Origin of the sequence: Thermovenabulum sp. (genome assembly GCF_049723235.1) — a bacterium.
Classification (GTDB): Bacteria; Bacillota; Thermosediminibacteria; order Thermosediminibacterales; family Thermosediminibacteraceae; genus Thermovenabulum.
Genome location: NZ_JBNARB010000011.1, coordinates 26,334 through 42,595, shown reverse-complemented (window position 1 = coordinate 42,595; position 16,262 = coordinate 26,334). Strand labels below are relative to the sequence as shown.

The following is a 16,262-nucleotide window of genomic DNA, read 5'->3' as shown; positions in this document are numbered from 1 at the left end:
ATTCATTTATCACTAATATATATATGGACACCTTTTTGGGAATATTACAAAAGATTGCTAAAAAGTTAAGGGATTAAAAATAATAAAAATAAAATTCTCTTATAACCACAATTTTTCTGAGGGTACCTATTGCCTACGGCCTTGCTTATCTTACAAAAAGCCCGGAATATCCCCCTGGCAGGCCCGAGTCTATCTTCTTTTCTCTTTTATTTGCGTGGGTATTTGGAGCCTTCATAACCTTTTTGGTATATAAAAAAGGAAGCTGGAGAGAAAAAGCTTTAAACAGTATAAAAAATTTTGCTTAAAATAATTTTACCGGGATTATTTATTAAACCCCGGTAACTTAAATTATTAATATACTTCTATTTTCCCCCGCCTTGCCATTAAATCATCTACAGCTTTTTTGGGGTCTTTATCCTCAAATAATACTTTATATGCCTCCTGGGTTATCGGCATTTCCACTTCATATAGGTCAGAAAGTTTTTTTGCAGCTTTTGTAGCATATATTCCTTCGATTACCATTTTTGTGGATTTAACAACCTCATCAACTTTTTTGCCCTTTCCAATCTCAATTCCCGCTCTCCTGTTACGGCTGTGCATGCTGCTGCAGGTAACAATTACATCGCCTATTCCCGATAGTCCAGAAAAAGTGGAGCTTTTAGCCCCCAGCTTTTTCCCCAACCTCATTATCTCGATAATACCCCTGGTAATCAAAGCTGCCCGAGTATTATCGCCATATCCCAGGCCTTCAGAAACTCCTGAACAAATAGCTATAATGTTTTTTAAAGCTCCTCCCAATTCTACTCCTATTACGTCAGAGTTTCGATAAACTCTAAAATAATTATTAATAAAAACCTCCTGTAAGATTTTCAAAACCCTTTTATCCTTGGAAGCTACCACAACAGCGGTAGGATATCTCCTTATTACTTCTTCCGCATGACTTGGACCAGAAATAACTGCAATTTGAGAATTTTGGGGTAATTCATCTTTTATTACTTCAGACATGCGCATAAGGCTTTCATTCTCTATGCCCTTAGAAGCGTTTAAAATAATAGAGTCTTTTGCTATATATTTTTTTGCTTCCCTTAGAATGGACCGCAGGGCCTGAGAAGGTGTGGCAAGAATCACTATTTCCGAATTTTTCACAGCATATTCCAAATCATGAGTTGCCAAAATGCTCGAATTTATTTTTGCACCGGGCAGGTATTCCTTATTTTCCTTTATTTGGTTTATCTCTTCGGCTAATTCTCTCCTTCTTGCCCATAAAATTGCTTCATGCTTATTATCAGAAACTACATTTGAAAGAGCCGTTCCCCAGCTTCCCGCGCCCAGAATTGAAATTCTCATATTTATATTCCCCTTAAAATTTATTTTTTCTTTTCCTTCTTTTTTATTTTGAAAAATATTGGAGTGCCCTCAAAACCAAATTTTTCCCTTAATTTGTTTTCCAAATAACGCTGATATGAAAAATGTAAGATTTCCGGATCGTTTACAATAAAACTAAAGGTAGGGGGTTTTATACCTATTTGTTCAGCATCGTAAATTTTCAATCTTTTCCCCTTAATAACCGGCGGAGGTACTATTGTCATAGCTTCATCCAAAAGTTCTCTTAACATCTTTTTTTCTACTCTAAAGGTATAGTAATTCATTACAAATTCAATAAGTTCTAAAATTTTTGGCACCCTTTTTTTCGTTAGCGCCGAAACAAAAACAACAGGCGCATATTCGGCAAATTTGAATTCTTCTTTTATTTCTTCAGTGTATCTATAAATAGTTTTGTCGTCCTTCTCCACTGCGTCCCATTTATTTACCACAATAATCATTGCTTTACCTTCTTCATGGGCAAGTCCTGCAATTTTTTTGTCCTGTTCCGTAATTTCTGAAGTGGCATCTATCACCATTAAAACCACATCAGCCCTTTCTATGGCGCCGATAGCCCTTAAATTACTGTAAAATTCTATGTCCTCCTTAACCCTGCTTTTCCTTCTCAAACCTGCCGTATCAATTAACACCATTTTCTTCCCCTGATATTCAAACAAAGTATCGATAGCATCTCTTGTTGTGCCAGGAATGTCGCTAACAATTACCCTTTCTTCTCCTAAGATTGAATTAACAAGAGAAGATTTGCCCACATTGGGTCTACCCACCACCGCTACTTTAATTACATCTTCGTCGTATTCAGGAACCTCCTCGTCTGGAATATGTCCTACAATCCTATCAAGTAAATCACCAATATTTACACCATGAGCGGCAGAAATCAATATAGGATCACCAAAACCCAATTTATAATACTCAAAGGCAGCTTCTGATTGGGTTTCAAAATTATCTACTTTGTTTACTACTAAAATAACCGGTTTTTTACTTTTCCTTAAAATCTGGGCCACATCTTCATCAATTGGTGTCAATCCTTCTTTCCCATCCACAAGGAATACTATTACATCGGTGTTCTCTATAGCTAATTTTACTTGATGTAGAACTTTTGAAAAAATGATATCTTCATTTCCGGGCTCTATTCCGCCCGTATCCACCAGGGTAAATTTTTTATCTCTCCATTCCACCTGACCGTAGATTCGATCCCTTGTCACACCGGGTTTATCATCAACAATGGAGATTCTTTTTCCGATTATTCTGTTAAATAGGGTGGATTTCCCTACATTTGGCCTTCCTATTATGGTTGCTGTAAATCCCACGTTCTTCCCCCCGATCTTATATTTATTATGCTGTTGAGGAGGGCCTTACCGTTGACAGGAACTACTTTAAAAGGAGTATTTAAATTTTTTGATACCTGCTCAACAGTGACATCGTCAAGAAATTTCCCTTCATTTACCATAACTGAAGGAATAAGTACCTCATCTCCCAAATCCTCGTCTTTTAACTGTGAGATTATATCCGTTCCTGTTATTAGCCCTGCAACGGTGACCGATTCACCAAAAAAACTGTTTTTTACAGCTTTTATTCCTAATCTTAAATTTTCTATATCTTTCATAAATGCCAGTTCATTTGCTAAAATTTGGTATCCGGAAAATCCGGTAACAATTGTTACATGCCTTCTTTTAAGCAGTTTCCCGGGTAGCCTCTTTTTATAGCAACGAATTTGATGTCGTAATAATGAAACCATCCCCACTCCGTTTTCCCACTGGGCGAAATCTTCATAAGTTTTATAGGAAGGAAAGTTTAAACTCGCTTTTTCATAAAACTCATCGGCCGCAAAAACAAGCCTTTTGCCAAATTTTCTCAAATTGTATTTCTGGAAATTTTGTATAAGTTTAATCACCTCAAAAGCTTCTTTTGATGTAAAATCCCTCAATGGAAATAAATTTTCCCTGAAGCGGGTTAGCCCAACCGGTACAACGGCTATTGAAAGAATTGCGGGGTAAAGTCCCGTAAGGTCTTCTATAGTTTTTTTAAGCACTTCTTTATCATTTATACCCGGACAAAGAACAATTTGGGTGTGAAAATTAATCCCGTTTTCTTTAAATTCTTCCAAACATTCAAGGATATTTAAACCGTTTTCAACCCCCAGTAAAAAATTTCTTATTTTTATATCCGTTGCATGAACTGAGATATAAAGAGGGCTTAAATGCATCTCGTAAATTTTTTTCTTGTCTTGAAGAGTTAGATTTGTAAGGGTGATGTAGGTGCCTTTAAGAAAAGATAAACGATAATCATCATCTTTCACATAAAGTGAAGGACGTAAACCCTTTGGCATTTGGTCAACAAAGCAAAATATACACCTATTTTTGCAGACCTTTATTGTATCTATAATGGGATTTTTAAATCCGATTCCCAGATCTTCATCAAAATCCTTTTCAATGTATACTTTTTTTTCCCCTTCTTTTGTCTTTAGGAGTATTTCAACTTTTTCTTCAGTGGAGTAAAACTTGTAATCCAGAATATCTTCAACAGGTTTACCATTAATGGAACAAATTTCATCTCCTATATTTATTCCAGCTTTTTTTGCCAAACTATTTTCTTTTATATAATAAACCTTTGCCTTCCCCAATTTTTATCCCCTTTTACTTAAAACTTTACAAACTTTATTATTAATTAAATTAACATTCAAGTCAAGAAATTAATTTCCATTAAATTTTTTTTAACTTTTTTTACCAGATCCACAAAATCAAAATACCTTTCCTGAATACCTTTTATTGTCAATGGTCTTCCCAGAAAAACGAGCCCGAGTCTTCGGGATAAGATCCCACCAATTTTTGTTTTCAAATTTACCAGTTGTAAGGTGCCAACCATATATATTTCGTGATGATCAATACCGCACTCTTTTAAATAGGAAATAATAATTTTCTTTATCAATTCTCTTTCATTGGTCATGCCTATAATAAAAACTTCATTTTCGAATTCATCCTTACCCATAAAAAAAGGTGTGCCTATTTCATAATTTTCTGTTTTATCGTAATAGGGTAATTCAATAAATTCGTTATATTCGGGTATTCTATCCACCGGAAGAAATCCTGTATGAATGGCGGCTGCTACTACCGAAGAATGGGCACTTCCATAACAATAGTAAAATATTTTCATAAAACATCACCTTAATTATTCTCTAATCTTTAATATTAACTTTTTCAATTCTATAAAATTTTTCTTTATTCCATAAACAATGAGTTTTTGTCCTATGCTTTTAAAATTCATTTTTTTACAAAAAAATTCGCCTGCCTTAATGTAAATATTCTTATAATCAGATAAATCTACAAAAGATAAATTATCTTTTCCAATATCGTAAATCTCAGAAATTCCTCTTAAAGCCCTTTCCACAATTTTACCTGATTTTTTAACTCCTAAAATATACACCTTTCTACCTTTTTTATCGGTTCCAAAAAAAATTAGCCTTCCCTGTTCCAAGCAATTTTTATCGCAAAACTTTTGTAAATTTAGCAATTTATCATAATCGTATTCAATAATAAGTCCTAAATGAATGGAAGCAGCTACTACAGAAATGTAGCTGCCCCAGTAATCAGCATATATCACTTTCATAAATTCCACCTATAAATTATTTTCTTCATTTTTATTTTCTTCTTTTTCCGGTTCAGTATCATCTTGATCTGAAATAATCTGTGCAGCTTCTTTTTCCTCTTTTTTTACTTCTTCCTGGTTTTCCTGTAAAATAGACTTTTTCTTTTTTACAAGAATATTTCCCAGGAAATTGGAGAATTCCGAACTACCGAACTTTTTCACTTTGCTTTTAAATTCATTCCAACCCCCCGTGCTGATAATCATGTATCCTACAATTCCTAACACCGCGATAAAAATTATCCAGAATATTGTGGTACCCGCACTTTTTCTTTCTCCGGGCACCTGGGCGACCAAACCTTGAGGTGTCGATTCTTTTTGATAATCCGCACCGTATACGGTCGCCATTATTACATCCGCCAGATGTTGAATACCTTCTTCAGCCTTTTCTCTATGATTTGTGTAAGTCCCGGCTTCTACCAATATTGTCCTGGGGAAAAGGTCCTGATTGTAGTTGCCCTTACCGTAAAATATTCCCTTTAGAAGGCCAGGGTATTTTTTATCTGCAGTGGCCTTAATCTGCCAGGCAAAATTATTTATCATTTTTATCTGCGGATTTTGTCTTCCAACAACAAGCCTAATCTGCGCTACCGGCCTTCCATTTACACTGCCGGTATACTCTTCGGCGGGTACTGCATCCCTGTGTACATCTAAAACGGCATCGGGTCTCTGTTTTAGAAGCTCCATGGCGGTACGCCTCGAGCGATGGTAAGCACCGGCATCATGAGGGTCATGGGGTTTTTCCGATTGAATCACCTTTACTCCCTTTTGCTCCAGGGCTTTTTTTAAAGCCTCTCCAACTTTGAATATTCCTCCCCTATATGGAATGCTGGATTTACCATCGGTAGGAACATACGACTCATCACTGTGGGTATGATATATGGCTATTACTTTTTGTCCTGATTCTTTAAATGCTTCCTGAACACCTTCCTGTTCATTGGTTTGAAGAGCACTTTCAATATCAATTTTTTCTATAAATTTTGCAAAAGCTATATTACCCTTCACCTCTGTAACTTCGTACAAATTATTATTTTCATCTAAATATTGATCTCCCACAGTTACATACATGCTGGTTCGAAATACAATATCGTTGGTACCCTCTTCATAAACCGTAAAATAGCCATCTTTTGTTTCTTCTTCAGCGTGAACAATTGAAAAAAATGAAAAAACAATAAATATTATTAACAAATAAATATATAATCTCTTTATTTTACTCCTCATTTTTTTCATCCCCTTCTTGTGTAAAATCATCTTGCGAAATATTATTTTGAGTTGATTCTTCTTGTTTTCTTGTATTTAAATTTGCTTTTGCCGTTCCTCCCTGAAGCTTTTCCCTTGTCTCCCCAACTAATTCACATAAAAGGACCGCTATCACACCCGAAATTATTGTCGCATCAAAAACTCCTGCTCCTCCTATAACAGTACCAATGGGTCTTCCCGCTACCCCAAAAACGTATAAAAGATCCCCGATTAAAATACCCATTATACCTGCAATAAAAGCTCCGCGCCTTGATCTGCCGAAAATATAGGATACAATTCCTGAAATTATTGCAAAGGCAAAAAGCGGATCTATTATCATTACATCGGGTTCTGCAGGTAATAGCCTACCCGCCAAAAATACTGCTATACCGCTGATTACCGAAGCTACAATTGCTCTTATTTTCTCCGCAGCTTCATCTGCCGTTACTATTAAATATAAAGCTAAGATTATCGGTACTATTCCTCCACCAATATTTATCGATAAACTGCTACTTAAAGGAATTGCTGGTAAAAAAAATCCTACTACCATTATTGCCAAAAATAGGAGGGCTGTTTTATCGTTCAATTTCATCCTATCAAGAACCCGATGTAAAACACCAAAATATATTAAAATAGCTACTGCAACAAGTAAAATTATTCCAAAAGGCATTTTATCACCTCTAAATACAAAATTTTTTCTTTTTTAGCTTTCCACGGGTAAGATAATTTATACAAAATAAAAAAAGCGCTTTGCCAGCGCTCTAATTGTTTAACTCCTTTTTTTCACCGGTAACCAAAAATATTAACCATTCACCAATATTGGTGGCATGATCCGCTATTCTTTCTAAATACCTGCCCACAAATAACAGTGACGTAGCCTGCGAAATGGTTTTGGGGTCCTGCATCATAATAATTAGCAATTCTCTGAAAATTTGAGAATACAAATGATCTATTTCATCATCCGCTTCACATACTTTTTTTGCTGCTTCCACATCTTCATTCACATAAGCATCAAGGGCATTTTTTACCATTTCCTTAGCTAAGTGAGCCATACGTGGGATATCAATTAATGGCTTTATATATTCTTCATTTAACAATCTTATAGTGGTTTTTGCTATGTCTACCGCATTATCGGACATTCTTTCCAGGTCCGTAACTATTTTTACTCCGGTAAAAATTACTCTCAAATCCTTGGCTAAGGGATGCTGGGTTGCAATAAGTTTAATGCATTTATCCTCAATCAAGTGCTGTAAATTATCCACTATATCATCATCCTCAATTACTTTTATTGCCAGTTTCTCATCTTTTTTCACCAGAGATTCCACCGCATTAAAAATCTGCTGTTCTACTACACTCCCCATTTTCAGTATATCCTGCTGCAGTAATTCCAGTTCTTTATTGAACCCGGATCGTAAATTGGTCAAAGGCTTTCCCTCCTAATCTTAATTATCCAAAACGCCCCGTAATATAATCTTCCGTCTTTTTATTCTTAGGGTTATAAAAGACTTCTTCCGTTATTCCGTACTCTACAAGTTCTCCGTTTAAGAAAAATGCCGTAAAATCCGACACCCTTCCTGCCTGCTGCATGTTATGGGTAACGATAACAATGGTGTATTTCTCTTTTAAATCTATAATCAGTTCTTCTATTTTCATTGTAGAAATAGGATCCAAGGCAGAACAGGGTTCGTCCATTAAAATTACATCAGGTTCCACAGCTAAAACCCTTGCAATGCAAAGTCTCTGCTGTTGCCCCCCCGATAGACCCAGAGCAGAACTTTTTAGCCTATCCTTAACCTCATCCCATAAAGCCGACGCTTTTAAGCTTTTTTCCACAATTTCATCAAGTTTTGTTCTATCTTTCATTCCATGAATTCGAGGACCGTAAGCCACATTATCGTAAATCGACATGGGAAAAGGATTTGGCTTTTGAAATACCATTCCCACCCTTTTCCTTAATTCCACCACATCCACACCGGGCTCATAAATATTTTTTCCATCCAGTATAATCTTACCCGACACCCTCGATCCTTCAATTAAGTCGTTCATCCTGTTTAAAGTCCTTAAAAACGTGGATTTGCCGCATCCTGACGGTCCTATTAAGGCGGTTACCTTTTTATTTTTTATCGTTAAGTTTATATTTCTTAAAGCTTGATAATTTCCGTAATAAAAGTTTAGATTTTCTGTTATTATTTTATCTTCTATTTTAATCTCCCCCTCGAGCAGTAAATTAATTATTTTTATTTTAATAAAAGCATGTTAAATGCAATTTTACAATTTGTTAATTTTTTGTGATTAACTTTTAAAGGTAATAATAAATTTAGTCCCTTGATTCAACCTACTTTCTACCTTTATCTCTGCTCCAAGGGCTCCTGCTAAATGTTTTACAATAGCAAGGCCTAATCCACTTCCTCCGCTTTCACGGCTACGGGCCTTGTCCACTCTATAAAACCTTTCAAAAATCCTCCCTATATGCTCCTCGGGTATTCCGATTCCGGTATCGCAAACTTTTATTGTTACTTCTTTATTTTGCCCTTCCGATTCTATCCATATTTTACCCCCTTCGGGAGTATATTTTATAGCATTGTCTACCAGGTTAATCAATATCTGCATCAATTTGTCCCTGTCACTAATCAGCTCACTTATCGAACTTTTATAACTGAATTCTAAGTTTTTCTCTTCAAAACGTTTCTTAAAAATCAAATTTATTTCTTCGAAAACTTCCTCCAATTTTAATTTTTCTTTTTTAATCTTTAAGTGCCCCGATTCAATTTCAGAAAGATTTATCAAGTCTACAATAAGCCTGTAAAGCCTGCCTATCTCAAAATCGATAATATTCAAAAATCTCAATGTGATTTCTTCGTCTTTGAATGCTCCATCCAGCAAGGTTTCAATAAACCCTTTGATTGAGGTAATAGGAGTTTTAAGTTCATGGGAGATATTCGCTATAAGCTCGGTTTTTACTTTCTCCATATTTTTTACATAGGTCAAATCTTTAATTAATATTACACAGTTTATTATTTTTAAATTCTCTTTAACCGGAATAATCAATATCTTATAGGTACCTTCCTTTATAAAATAGCTCAAATTCAGCTCTCTAATTTTTCCATCCTTTAAAGCCTCTTCCGTTTTCTTAATTATTTCGTAATTCCTTATAACGCTCAATAAGCTCTTTCCGGTAATTTTTTCTAAAGGCATTCCTAACAATTCGGTAGCTTTTTTATTTAAAAAAAATATTTTTGTATTGCCGTAAAGAAAAAGGACCCCTTCTTCAATACAATCTAAAAGTTGATAAAAGTTTTCCTTTAAAAACGAATATTCCTCAGTTAACTGCCGGAATCTTTTTCCAATCCTGTTGACAGCATTGCTCAAGTCACCCACTTCGTTTGACCACGAATAATGAATTGTTCTTTCGAAGTTCCCCAAAGCAAAATTTTGTAATATTTTCGTAATTTTTTGTATCGGAAATATAAGCTTTTCTTTCGCTCGAAAATAAGCATTAAATAAAACGTAAATATTAACAATTACCAGGATTAATTTTCCAATTACAATCCAGGCTAAAAATTTATATTTCGCAAAAATCTCCAGTATACCTTGTGACGGGGAAAATAATATAAAATCAATGGCTAAAAAAAGGGTAATAATACCTTCAAAAATGAAAAAGAATTTTATTTTTTTATCAAGCATTTAAGGCACCTTCCCAAAATTCACTTTTCTTTGAACTTATATCCTATCCCTCTAACCGTTTCTATATATTTAGGTTCATCTTGTTCATCTCCTAATTTTTGCCTTAAATGCCTTATATGCACATCTACGGTTCTCGTATCTCCCAGGTAATCATACCCCCAGATTTTTTCCAGCAAATAATCTCTTGAAAAAACCCTGCCCGGGTTTTGGGCAAAAAGTTTTAACAGTTGAAATTCTTTTGGTGTTAGATCAATTTTCCTTCCATCTACGGTAACTTCAAATTTATCAACTTCTATACAAATATCCGAAATCCTTATCGTATTTTCTCCCTTCTCCTTTTTTTCTACCCTGCGAAGTACGGCCTTCACCCTTGCAATCAATTCTCTCACGCTGAAAGGTTTTGTAATATAATCATCAGCTCCAATTTCTAAGCCCAAAATTTTATCTATTTCTTCGTTTTTTGCTGTAATTAATATTATAGGTATTTCTGAAGTATCTGTTTTTCTCCTTAGAATTTTACATAATTCATATCCATCTATTCCCGGAAGCATAACATCCAAAAGAATTAAATCCGGTTTTTCTAATTTTATCAATTCTAAAGCTTGTTCACCGTTTAAAGCTTTAATTACTTTAAATCCATTGTTTTCTAAATTAAATTTTAGAAGTTCCAATATATTGGGCTCATCGTCTACTATCAATATTTTTTCATTGGCCATAATTTCCCCCCTTGTCAAACCAATTCTATAATGGCAACAAGGCTACCCGCCTTTTCTTTTTCTCTTCTATAGGAGAATAATAAATCCCGATTACAAAAAGTACAATAACCACTTTCTATAATGTTTTTTTCTTTTACCCCTGCTTCCATAAGGATGATTTTATTTGCCAAAACAAGGTCCATCATCCATTTTCCTTTGCCTTTAAAAAAGGTAAAATCACCGTAATTGAAATTTTCCTTTCTAAAGACATCTATCACTGGCTCATCTACCTCAAAACAACATCTTCCAATACACGGCCCTATCCCGGCTAAAAGATTTTCCGGGTTTGTTCTAAAATATTCTACCATTTTCAAAATTGTTTTTTTCCCTATCCTTTTTGCAGTCCCCCGCCATCCAGAATGGGCAAGGCCAATTGCAGGTTTTTCTTTATCGAGGAAAAATAGCGGAACGCAATCCGCATAAAATGTAACAAGAGCGACATTTTTTCTATCCGTAATAAGGGCATCCTGCCCTTTAATATTCGAGTCCCTCAAAATTCCTTTTCCCCTATCTTCTTCTTTTGCATAATATACTTTATCTTCGTGAATTTGATCGGATAACACAAGGTTTTCATGGTTAACCCCTAATATTTTACAGAATTCTCTAAAATTCAAGATGGCTTCATTTCTTTTATCCTGCTTTTTAATAGCAAAATCTAAAGGTTTTGCTGAAAAACCGTGTCTTACAATTCCCGTAGCTTCAAAAGCAGGAATAATAAAGAACTTTACTCCATTCCTTTCTCTTAATTCAAAGGTCATTTTTTGCACCACCCGTAAAATCATTTTTCACAGATCATACATAATTTACATTTTTCTTTAGTGCAGGGGCTCGTACTTTCTTCTTTCAAAGCCTTTTTATATTCTCTTTTTAGTAACTCCTCATCAAATCCCATGTTAATTATATCCCAGGGTAGTTCTTCGTATAAATCTAAATTTCTATAGGCATAAAAATATATATCTTTCCCATTAATATCAATGTTTTTAAAATCCGTTGTTTTGCCTCCTCTTTCGTGGGCTTTTAAAATCAAATTCCCGCTCTCCTTATCTCCTCTTGCTAAAGATGCTTGTATTACGGACAATCTCGGGCTTTCATTTATTACCTTTATCCCCAAGGGTTTTAAAGTGCTTTTTATCCTGTTTATCCTTTCTTCCAATATATTTTCTTTTTCCATACCAAACCATTGGAAGGGAGTAAAGGGTTTAGGTATAAAAGGATTAATGCTGACTGTAAGTTCCCCGGTTTTATTCCCGATATTTATCATAAAGTATTTCAGATTTTTTAAAAAAACTACCATCTCATCTATATCAGAATCTTTCTCGGTAGGGATACCTACCATATAATAAAGTTTCAGATTTTTTATTCCGAATTTAAATGCTCCCTCTGCCGCTTTATAAATGTCTTCCTCTTTTATCCCTTTATTTATTATTTTCCTTAGCCTTTCCGATCCAGCTTCAGGCGCAACGGTGAGGGTTTTATGATTGCTGAAAGAAAGGCCCTCAAGGAGAGGGGTAACCAAGGAATCAGCCCTTAAAGAGGAAACAGAAAACTTAATATTCCTTTTCATCAATTCCCGGGAAAGTTTTTCAATATCCGGGTAATCCGATACCGCCGCCCCTACAAGACCCACTTTGTCAGTAAATTTTTTGGCAAACTCCGCCCTTTTCAGGACAACTTCTAAATCCCTTATCCTCGGAATTCTGTAGCAATATCCGGCCATACAGAACCTGCAGTTCCTACCGCAACCGCGGGAAATCTCAATCAAAAACATATCCTTAAACTCGTTATTCTTTGTAAATACCGCGGTTTCCGTAAAAAAATCATTAAGATTTCTCAAATAGCGCTTCTTTATCCTGCCTCTTTCCTTCTTATAAAGTAACGGAACGTATACCCCTTCTATTTGAGAAAGCATTTCTAATACGTCTTCTTTTTTTGCTGTTTTATTTTCCTCCATCACTTCCATTATCTCATGAATTACCTCTTCCCCTTCACCAATAACGAAAAAATCAAAAAATTGTGATAAAGGTTCCGGATTAAATGTAACGGCAGGCCCTCCTGCCATAACTAATGGGAAATCCCTGTCCCGGGCAAGAAAAGGGATATTTGATTCCTTTAATACTTCAAGGATATTTATATAATCCATCTCATAAGATATAGAAAAACCTATAATATCATATGAAGAAATTTCCTTTTGCGCTTCAATGGTGTAAGGTTTAAACCCCTTGCCGAAGAAAAAAGCCCTATGGCATAGAGAATCTTTTCTTTTGTTAACTTCCCGGTATATAGAATGAAATCCCAAATTCGTCATGCCGATATTATAGGTATTCGGAAAAACCAGGGCAAAATTCACCAAAGCAGAACCATACTCTTTAATCTGAATTAAAGGAAGCTCCGAATCTTTTAGTTGCTGTAACTTCTTTTTTATTTCCCAGCGCAATACTTATTCCCCCTTATTGCTTTCACTTCAATTATAATCATTAATACAAAAAATAAAAAGGCTTTTAAAGCCTTATTATCCTTTTTTTAATGTATCCTGATATTCTACAAGTATTACATCCTCTCCTATTTTTTTTACCTTTTCCCAGGGTATTTCAATTTCTTCACTCCTCAAAAATAAATTAAACCCTCTTGAAACCCCGGGCAATACAATAGATTTTATTTTCCCGTAGTCCGTATCAATATCTATATCTACTATAAATCCCATTTTTTTACCATCAAAAATATTTATTACCTCCTTTTGCCTCAAATCGGTAGCTTTTAACATACAATTCCCTCCATTATTTCTAAGTTCTAATAAATATTTTATTAAACCGCCTTTTATAAAATGAGAAAAAATAAAAAGCCTTTTTAGGAGGCTTTCATTCTTCTTTTATTTGCATTACTACCTTTGTCTTTGAGGTATTATCAAAATTCAAATTGTTTGTGTTATAGGCTACAATGGATTTTGGAGTTAAATAATACAATACGAAGATAAGCATTATCAGTACTAACGCTATTAATCTTTTTAGCACTTTTTTCACCCCTTTTAAATGTACTTTCTCATATGTTTTAGTGCGGATTTTTCAAGCCTTGATACCTGAGCCTGGGAGATACCTATTTCCTGGGCTACTTCCATTTGAGTTTTCCCTTCAAAAAACCTCATCATTAAAATCATTTTCTCCCGCTCATTTAACTTCTGCATAGCCTCTTTTATAGCAATGCTTTTCAACCAATTTTCATCGTTATTTTTATCATCACTAATTTGATCCATTACAAATATGGGATCCCCTCCATCGTGATAAATGGGTTCAAAAAGAGAAACGGGTTCCTGTATTGCGTCCAAAGCTAAAACTATTTCTTCCCGGGGAACTTCCATTTCTTCTGCTATTTCATTTATAGAGGGCTCTCTGGAATTTTTATTGACAAGATTATCCCTGATTTGCAAAGCTTTGTACGCTACATCCCGCAAAGAACGGCTTACCCGGATTGGGTTGTTATCCCTTAAATATCTCCTGATCTCACCGATAATCATGGGGACTGCATAAGTGGAAAATTTAACATTTTGATTTAAATCAAAATTATCTATTGCCTTCATAAGTCCAATACAACCAACCTGAAATAAATCATCCACATATTCCCCTCTATTAGTAAACCTTTGAATTACGCTCAATACCAGCCTTAAATTGCCGTAAATTAATTTTTCTCTTGCTTCCTTATCTCCATTTTTAGCTTTTAAAAAGAGTTCTTTCATTTTGCTGTTGGATAAAACCGGAAGCTTGGAAGTATTCACCCCGCATATTTCCACTTTATTTAAACTCATAAAACTTCCCCCTAACTTTCCACTCTCTTATTTTAATTCTTGCCAGAGGGGGAAGTTTTTATGCATTTTAAAAATTTTTACATCATCCTTACGATTTCTCTTTTTAACCTTTTTATTATTCTTTTTTCCAATCTGGATATATATGATTGAGAGATTCCCAGGATTTCAGCAACTTCTTTCTGCGTTTTTTCTTTTCCTCCGTTTAGCCCATACCTGAGTTCCATTATGGATCGCTCTCTTTTTGGTAACTTTTTCAGGGCAATTCCTAACAACTCCTTTTCCACGTCCTCTTCAATACTTTTATAGATTATTTCACCGTCCGTTCCAAGAATATCTGAAAGCAACAATTCATTTCCATCCCAATCAGTATTTAAAGGTTCATCTATGGAAACTTCCACTGTATTTTTATTATTCCTTCTCAAATACATCAAAATTTCATTCTCAATACATTTAGAGGCATATGTGGCAAGCTTAATCCTTTTTGTTGGATCGTAGGTGTTTATCGCTTTAATAAGTCCAATGGTTCCGATGGATATCAGGTCCTCAATGGGACAATATGTGTTTTCAAATTTTCGCGCAATATATACTACCAATCTTAAATTTCTCTCAATCAATACATTTCTTACCGAAAAATCTCCTTCTTCCAATTTTTTTAGCAGCTGAGCTTCTTCCTCCAATGTTAAAGGTGGTGGTAAAGTCTCTGTTCCGGAGATATAATAAATCGGCTTTTTAAAAAATCTTAAAAGTTTTCTCTTGATAAAAATCCTAATACTATAAATGTGATTTTTAAAAAAATCTATTATTATTCTAAACACAAATCTCCCCCCTGAACGATTAAATTTTTTATTTTTTTTATTTATATAAAATCATAATTTATTAATGCTCTGTAACTACCATCGGAGGAAAGTGCTCCTTCAAATAATCCCAGTATAACATTTTCTAAAATTGAGGTTTTTCCTTTCCAGTAAATTTTTAAAAAATCTATCTTTATACCAAGTAGAATACCGTTCGTATTACCGATGGTTTTATAGGGAATTATCCTCAATCTCTTTTTTATATCATCACTGATATTATTTACCAAACTATTATAATCCGGATTTATATAAAATTTTTTTATTATATCAAAGTCTTTACGTTCTAAAATCTCCCTAATTTTTTCTAATTCTATAATTACTACTAAAAGCCCATCTATCGGTTCTTTTAATTCATGTCCAGTATCCAGTAATGCTTTTGCCTTTCCACTTCTGTTATTCAAAGTATATTGAATATCCAGGATCATATCTTCTTTATTCACTTTTTTTAGAAAATTAGGCCATATTTCTTTTAAAAATAAGACAATGAATATGGTAGTTAATAGTAATAACCACCATTTTATCGAAATATTATTTATTATAGGATAGTTAAATACATAGTCCAAATTAAAAAGATAATAAAAAGCTAAGGTAATTGCCCCGGTTAAAAAGGACATAAAAATAAAAACAATTAATAATCTAAAAAACTCCAATTTGCTCCGGGGGTTAAAACTTGTCATCACCACGGCAAAAGGCAGTAGGAATTTTATTATTTTCCCTAAATAATTCATTTTTTCCGGTAACAGCATTTCTATTAAGGCTAAATTTCCAATGAAGGCCCCGAAAAGCATTTTCCAAAACTTAATTTTTTTTTGAAGAACAAAGGAAGTAGCCCACAAAATTATGAAATTCATAAACATATTTATTAAAAAAACAACATCAATATAGATAACCATTTTTTCACTACCCGGCTAT

18 protein-coding genes are annotated in these 16,262 nt (G+C 34.3%); all 18 read right to left on the bottom strand.

From position 1 onward, the window contains the following. Nucleotides 1-351 precede the first annotated feature (351 nt). The 18 genes from ACPLOV_RS07025 to ACPLOV_RS06940 all read right to left on the bottom strand — a co-directional run bounded on the left by ACPLOV_RS07025 (nucleotide 352) and on the right by ACPLOV_RS06940 (nucleotide 16,243). On the bottom strand, nucleotides 352-1,347 hold the full coding sequence (locus ACPLOV_RS07025; protein ID WP_424910010.1) for an NAD(P)H-dependent glycerol-3-phosphate dehydrogenase: 996 nt from the start codon (nucleotides 1,345-1,347) through the stop codon (nucleotides 352-354). A gap of 20 nt (nucleotides 1,348-1,367) precedes the next feature. Then, nucleotides 1,368-2,690 (bottom strand): ribosome biogenesis GTPase Der, encoded by a 1,323-nt coding sequence (der, locus tag ACPLOV_RS07020; protein WP_424910892.1) that lies wholly within the window; start codon nucleotides 2,688-2,690, stop codon nucleotides 1,368-1,370. Beyond that, entirely contained in the window at nucleotides 2,669-4,003 is a 1,335-nt protein-coding gene (locus ACPLOV_RS07015; RefSeq protein ID WP_424910891.1) for a DUF512 domain-containing protein, read from the bottom strand. Before ACPLOV_RS07015 ends, der begins: the two co-directional genes overlap by 22 nt. Before the next feature lie 56 nt (nucleotides 4,004-4,059). After that, nucleotides 4,060-4,533 carry a DUF3189 family protein gene (locus ACPLOV_RS07010; RefSeq protein WP_424910890.1) on the bottom strand — a complete coding sequence of 158 codons (474 nt, stop codon included), beginning with the start codon at nucleotides 4,531-4,533 and terminating at the stop codon, nucleotides 4,060-4,062. A 15-nt stretch (nucleotides 4,534-4,548) separates the two neighbouring features. Further along, a complete protein-coding gene (locus ACPLOV_RS07005) occupies nucleotides 4,549-4,986 on the bottom strand; it encodes a DUF3189 family protein (RefSeq protein ID WP_424910889.1) in 438 nt (145 codons plus the stop codon). Between the two features lie 9 nt (nucleotides 4,987-4,995). Further along, on the bottom strand, nucleotides 4,996-6,243 hold the full coding sequence (spoIIP, locus tag ACPLOV_RS07000; protein ID WP_424909590.1) for a stage II sporulation protein P: 1,248 nt from the start codon (nucleotides 6,241-6,243) through the stop codon (nucleotides 4,996-4,998). After that, nucleotides 6,233-6,931 (bottom strand): DUF1614 domain-containing protein, encoded by a 699-nt coding sequence (locus ACPLOV_RS06995; RefSeq protein ID WP_424910888.1) that lies wholly within the window; start codon nucleotides 6,929-6,931, stop codon nucleotides 6,233-6,235. Before ACPLOV_RS06995 ends, spoIIP begins: the two co-directional genes overlap by 11 nt. 91 nt (nucleotides 6,932-7,022) lie before the next feature. After that, nucleotides 7,023-7,685, bottom strand: a complete 663-nt coding sequence (gene phoU, locus ACPLOV_RS06990) for a phosphate signaling complex protein PhoU (RefSeq protein WP_083947349.1) — start codon at nucleotides 7,683-7,685, stop codon at nucleotides 7,023-7,025. A gap of 22 nt (nucleotides 7,686-7,707) precedes the next feature. Next, nucleotides 7,708-8,451 (bottom strand): phosphate ABC transporter ATP-binding protein PstB, encoded by a 744-nt coding sequence (gene pstB, locus ACPLOV_RS06985; RefSeq protein WP_424909594.1) that lies wholly within the window; start codon nucleotides 8,449-8,451, stop codon nucleotides 7,708-7,710. 102 nt (nucleotides 8,452-8,553) lie between these two features. Then, on the bottom strand, nucleotides 8,554-9,945 hold the full coding sequence (locus tag ACPLOV_RS06980) for an ATP-binding protein (protein ID WP_424909588.1): 1,392 nt from the start codon (nucleotides 9,943-9,945) through the stop codon (nucleotides 8,554-8,556). Nucleotides 9,946-9,965: 20 nt separating this feature from the next. Next, complete coding sequence (locus tag ACPLOV_RS06975; protein ID WP_424909587.1) at nucleotides 9,966-10,661, bottom strand: winged helix-turn-helix domain-containing protein; 696 nt, start codon at nucleotides 10,659-10,661, stop codon at nucleotides 9,966-9,968. Nucleotides 10,662-10,675: 14 nt separating this feature from the next. Beyond that, the gene (gene pgeF / locus ACPLOV_RS06970) at nucleotides 10,676-11,458 is read right to left on the bottom strand and encodes a peptidoglycan editing factor PgeF (RefSeq protein WP_424909586.1); all 783 of its coding nucleotides are present in this window, start codon (nucleotides 11,456-11,458) and stop codon (nucleotides 10,676-10,678) included. Between the two features lie 20 nt (nucleotides 11,459-11,478). Next, the gene (locus ACPLOV_RS06965) at nucleotides 11,479-13,134 is read right to left on the bottom strand and encodes a radical SAM protein (RefSeq protein WP_424910887.1); all 1,656 of its coding nucleotides are present in this window, start codon (nucleotides 13,132-13,134) and stop codon (nucleotides 11,479-11,481) included. Nucleotides 13,135-13,209: 75 nt separating this feature from the next. Continuing rightward, nucleotides 13,210-13,461, bottom strand: a complete 252-nt coding sequence (locus ACPLOV_RS06960; protein WP_424910886.1) for a YlmC/YmxH family sporulation protein — start codon at nucleotides 13,459-13,461, stop codon at nucleotides 13,210-13,212. A 94-nt stretch (nucleotides 13,462-13,555) separates the two neighbouring features. Then, nucleotides 13,556-13,708: a hypothetical protein gene (locus tag ACPLOV_RS06955; protein ID WP_424910885.1), complete on the bottom strand. Its 153-nt coding sequence runs from the start codon at nucleotides 13,706-13,708 to the stop codon at nucleotides 13,556-13,558. A 14-nt stretch (nucleotides 13,709-13,722) separates the two neighbouring features. Beyond that, the gene (sigG, locus tag ACPLOV_RS06950; protein ID WP_424910884.1) at nucleotides 13,723-14,496 is read right to left on the bottom strand and encodes an RNA polymerase sporulation sigma factor SigG; all 774 of its coding nucleotides are present in this window, start codon (nucleotides 14,494-14,496) and stop codon (nucleotides 13,723-13,725) included. 77 nt (nucleotides 14,497-14,573) lie between these two features. Then, nucleotides 14,574-15,302, bottom strand: a complete 729-nt coding sequence (gene sigE / locus ACPLOV_RS06945; RefSeq protein WP_424910904.1) for an RNA polymerase sporulation sigma factor SigE — start codon at nucleotides 15,300-15,302, stop codon at nucleotides 14,574-14,576. 50 nt (nucleotides 15,303-15,352) lie between these two features. Then, the gene (locus tag ACPLOV_RS06940) at nucleotides 15,353-16,243 is read right to left on the bottom strand and encodes a sigma-E processing peptidase SpoIIGA (RefSeq protein ID WP_424909998.1); all 891 of its coding nucleotides are present in this window, start codon (nucleotides 16,241-16,243) and stop codon (nucleotides 15,353-15,355) included. Nucleotides 16,244-16,262: the final 19 nt, after the last annotated feature.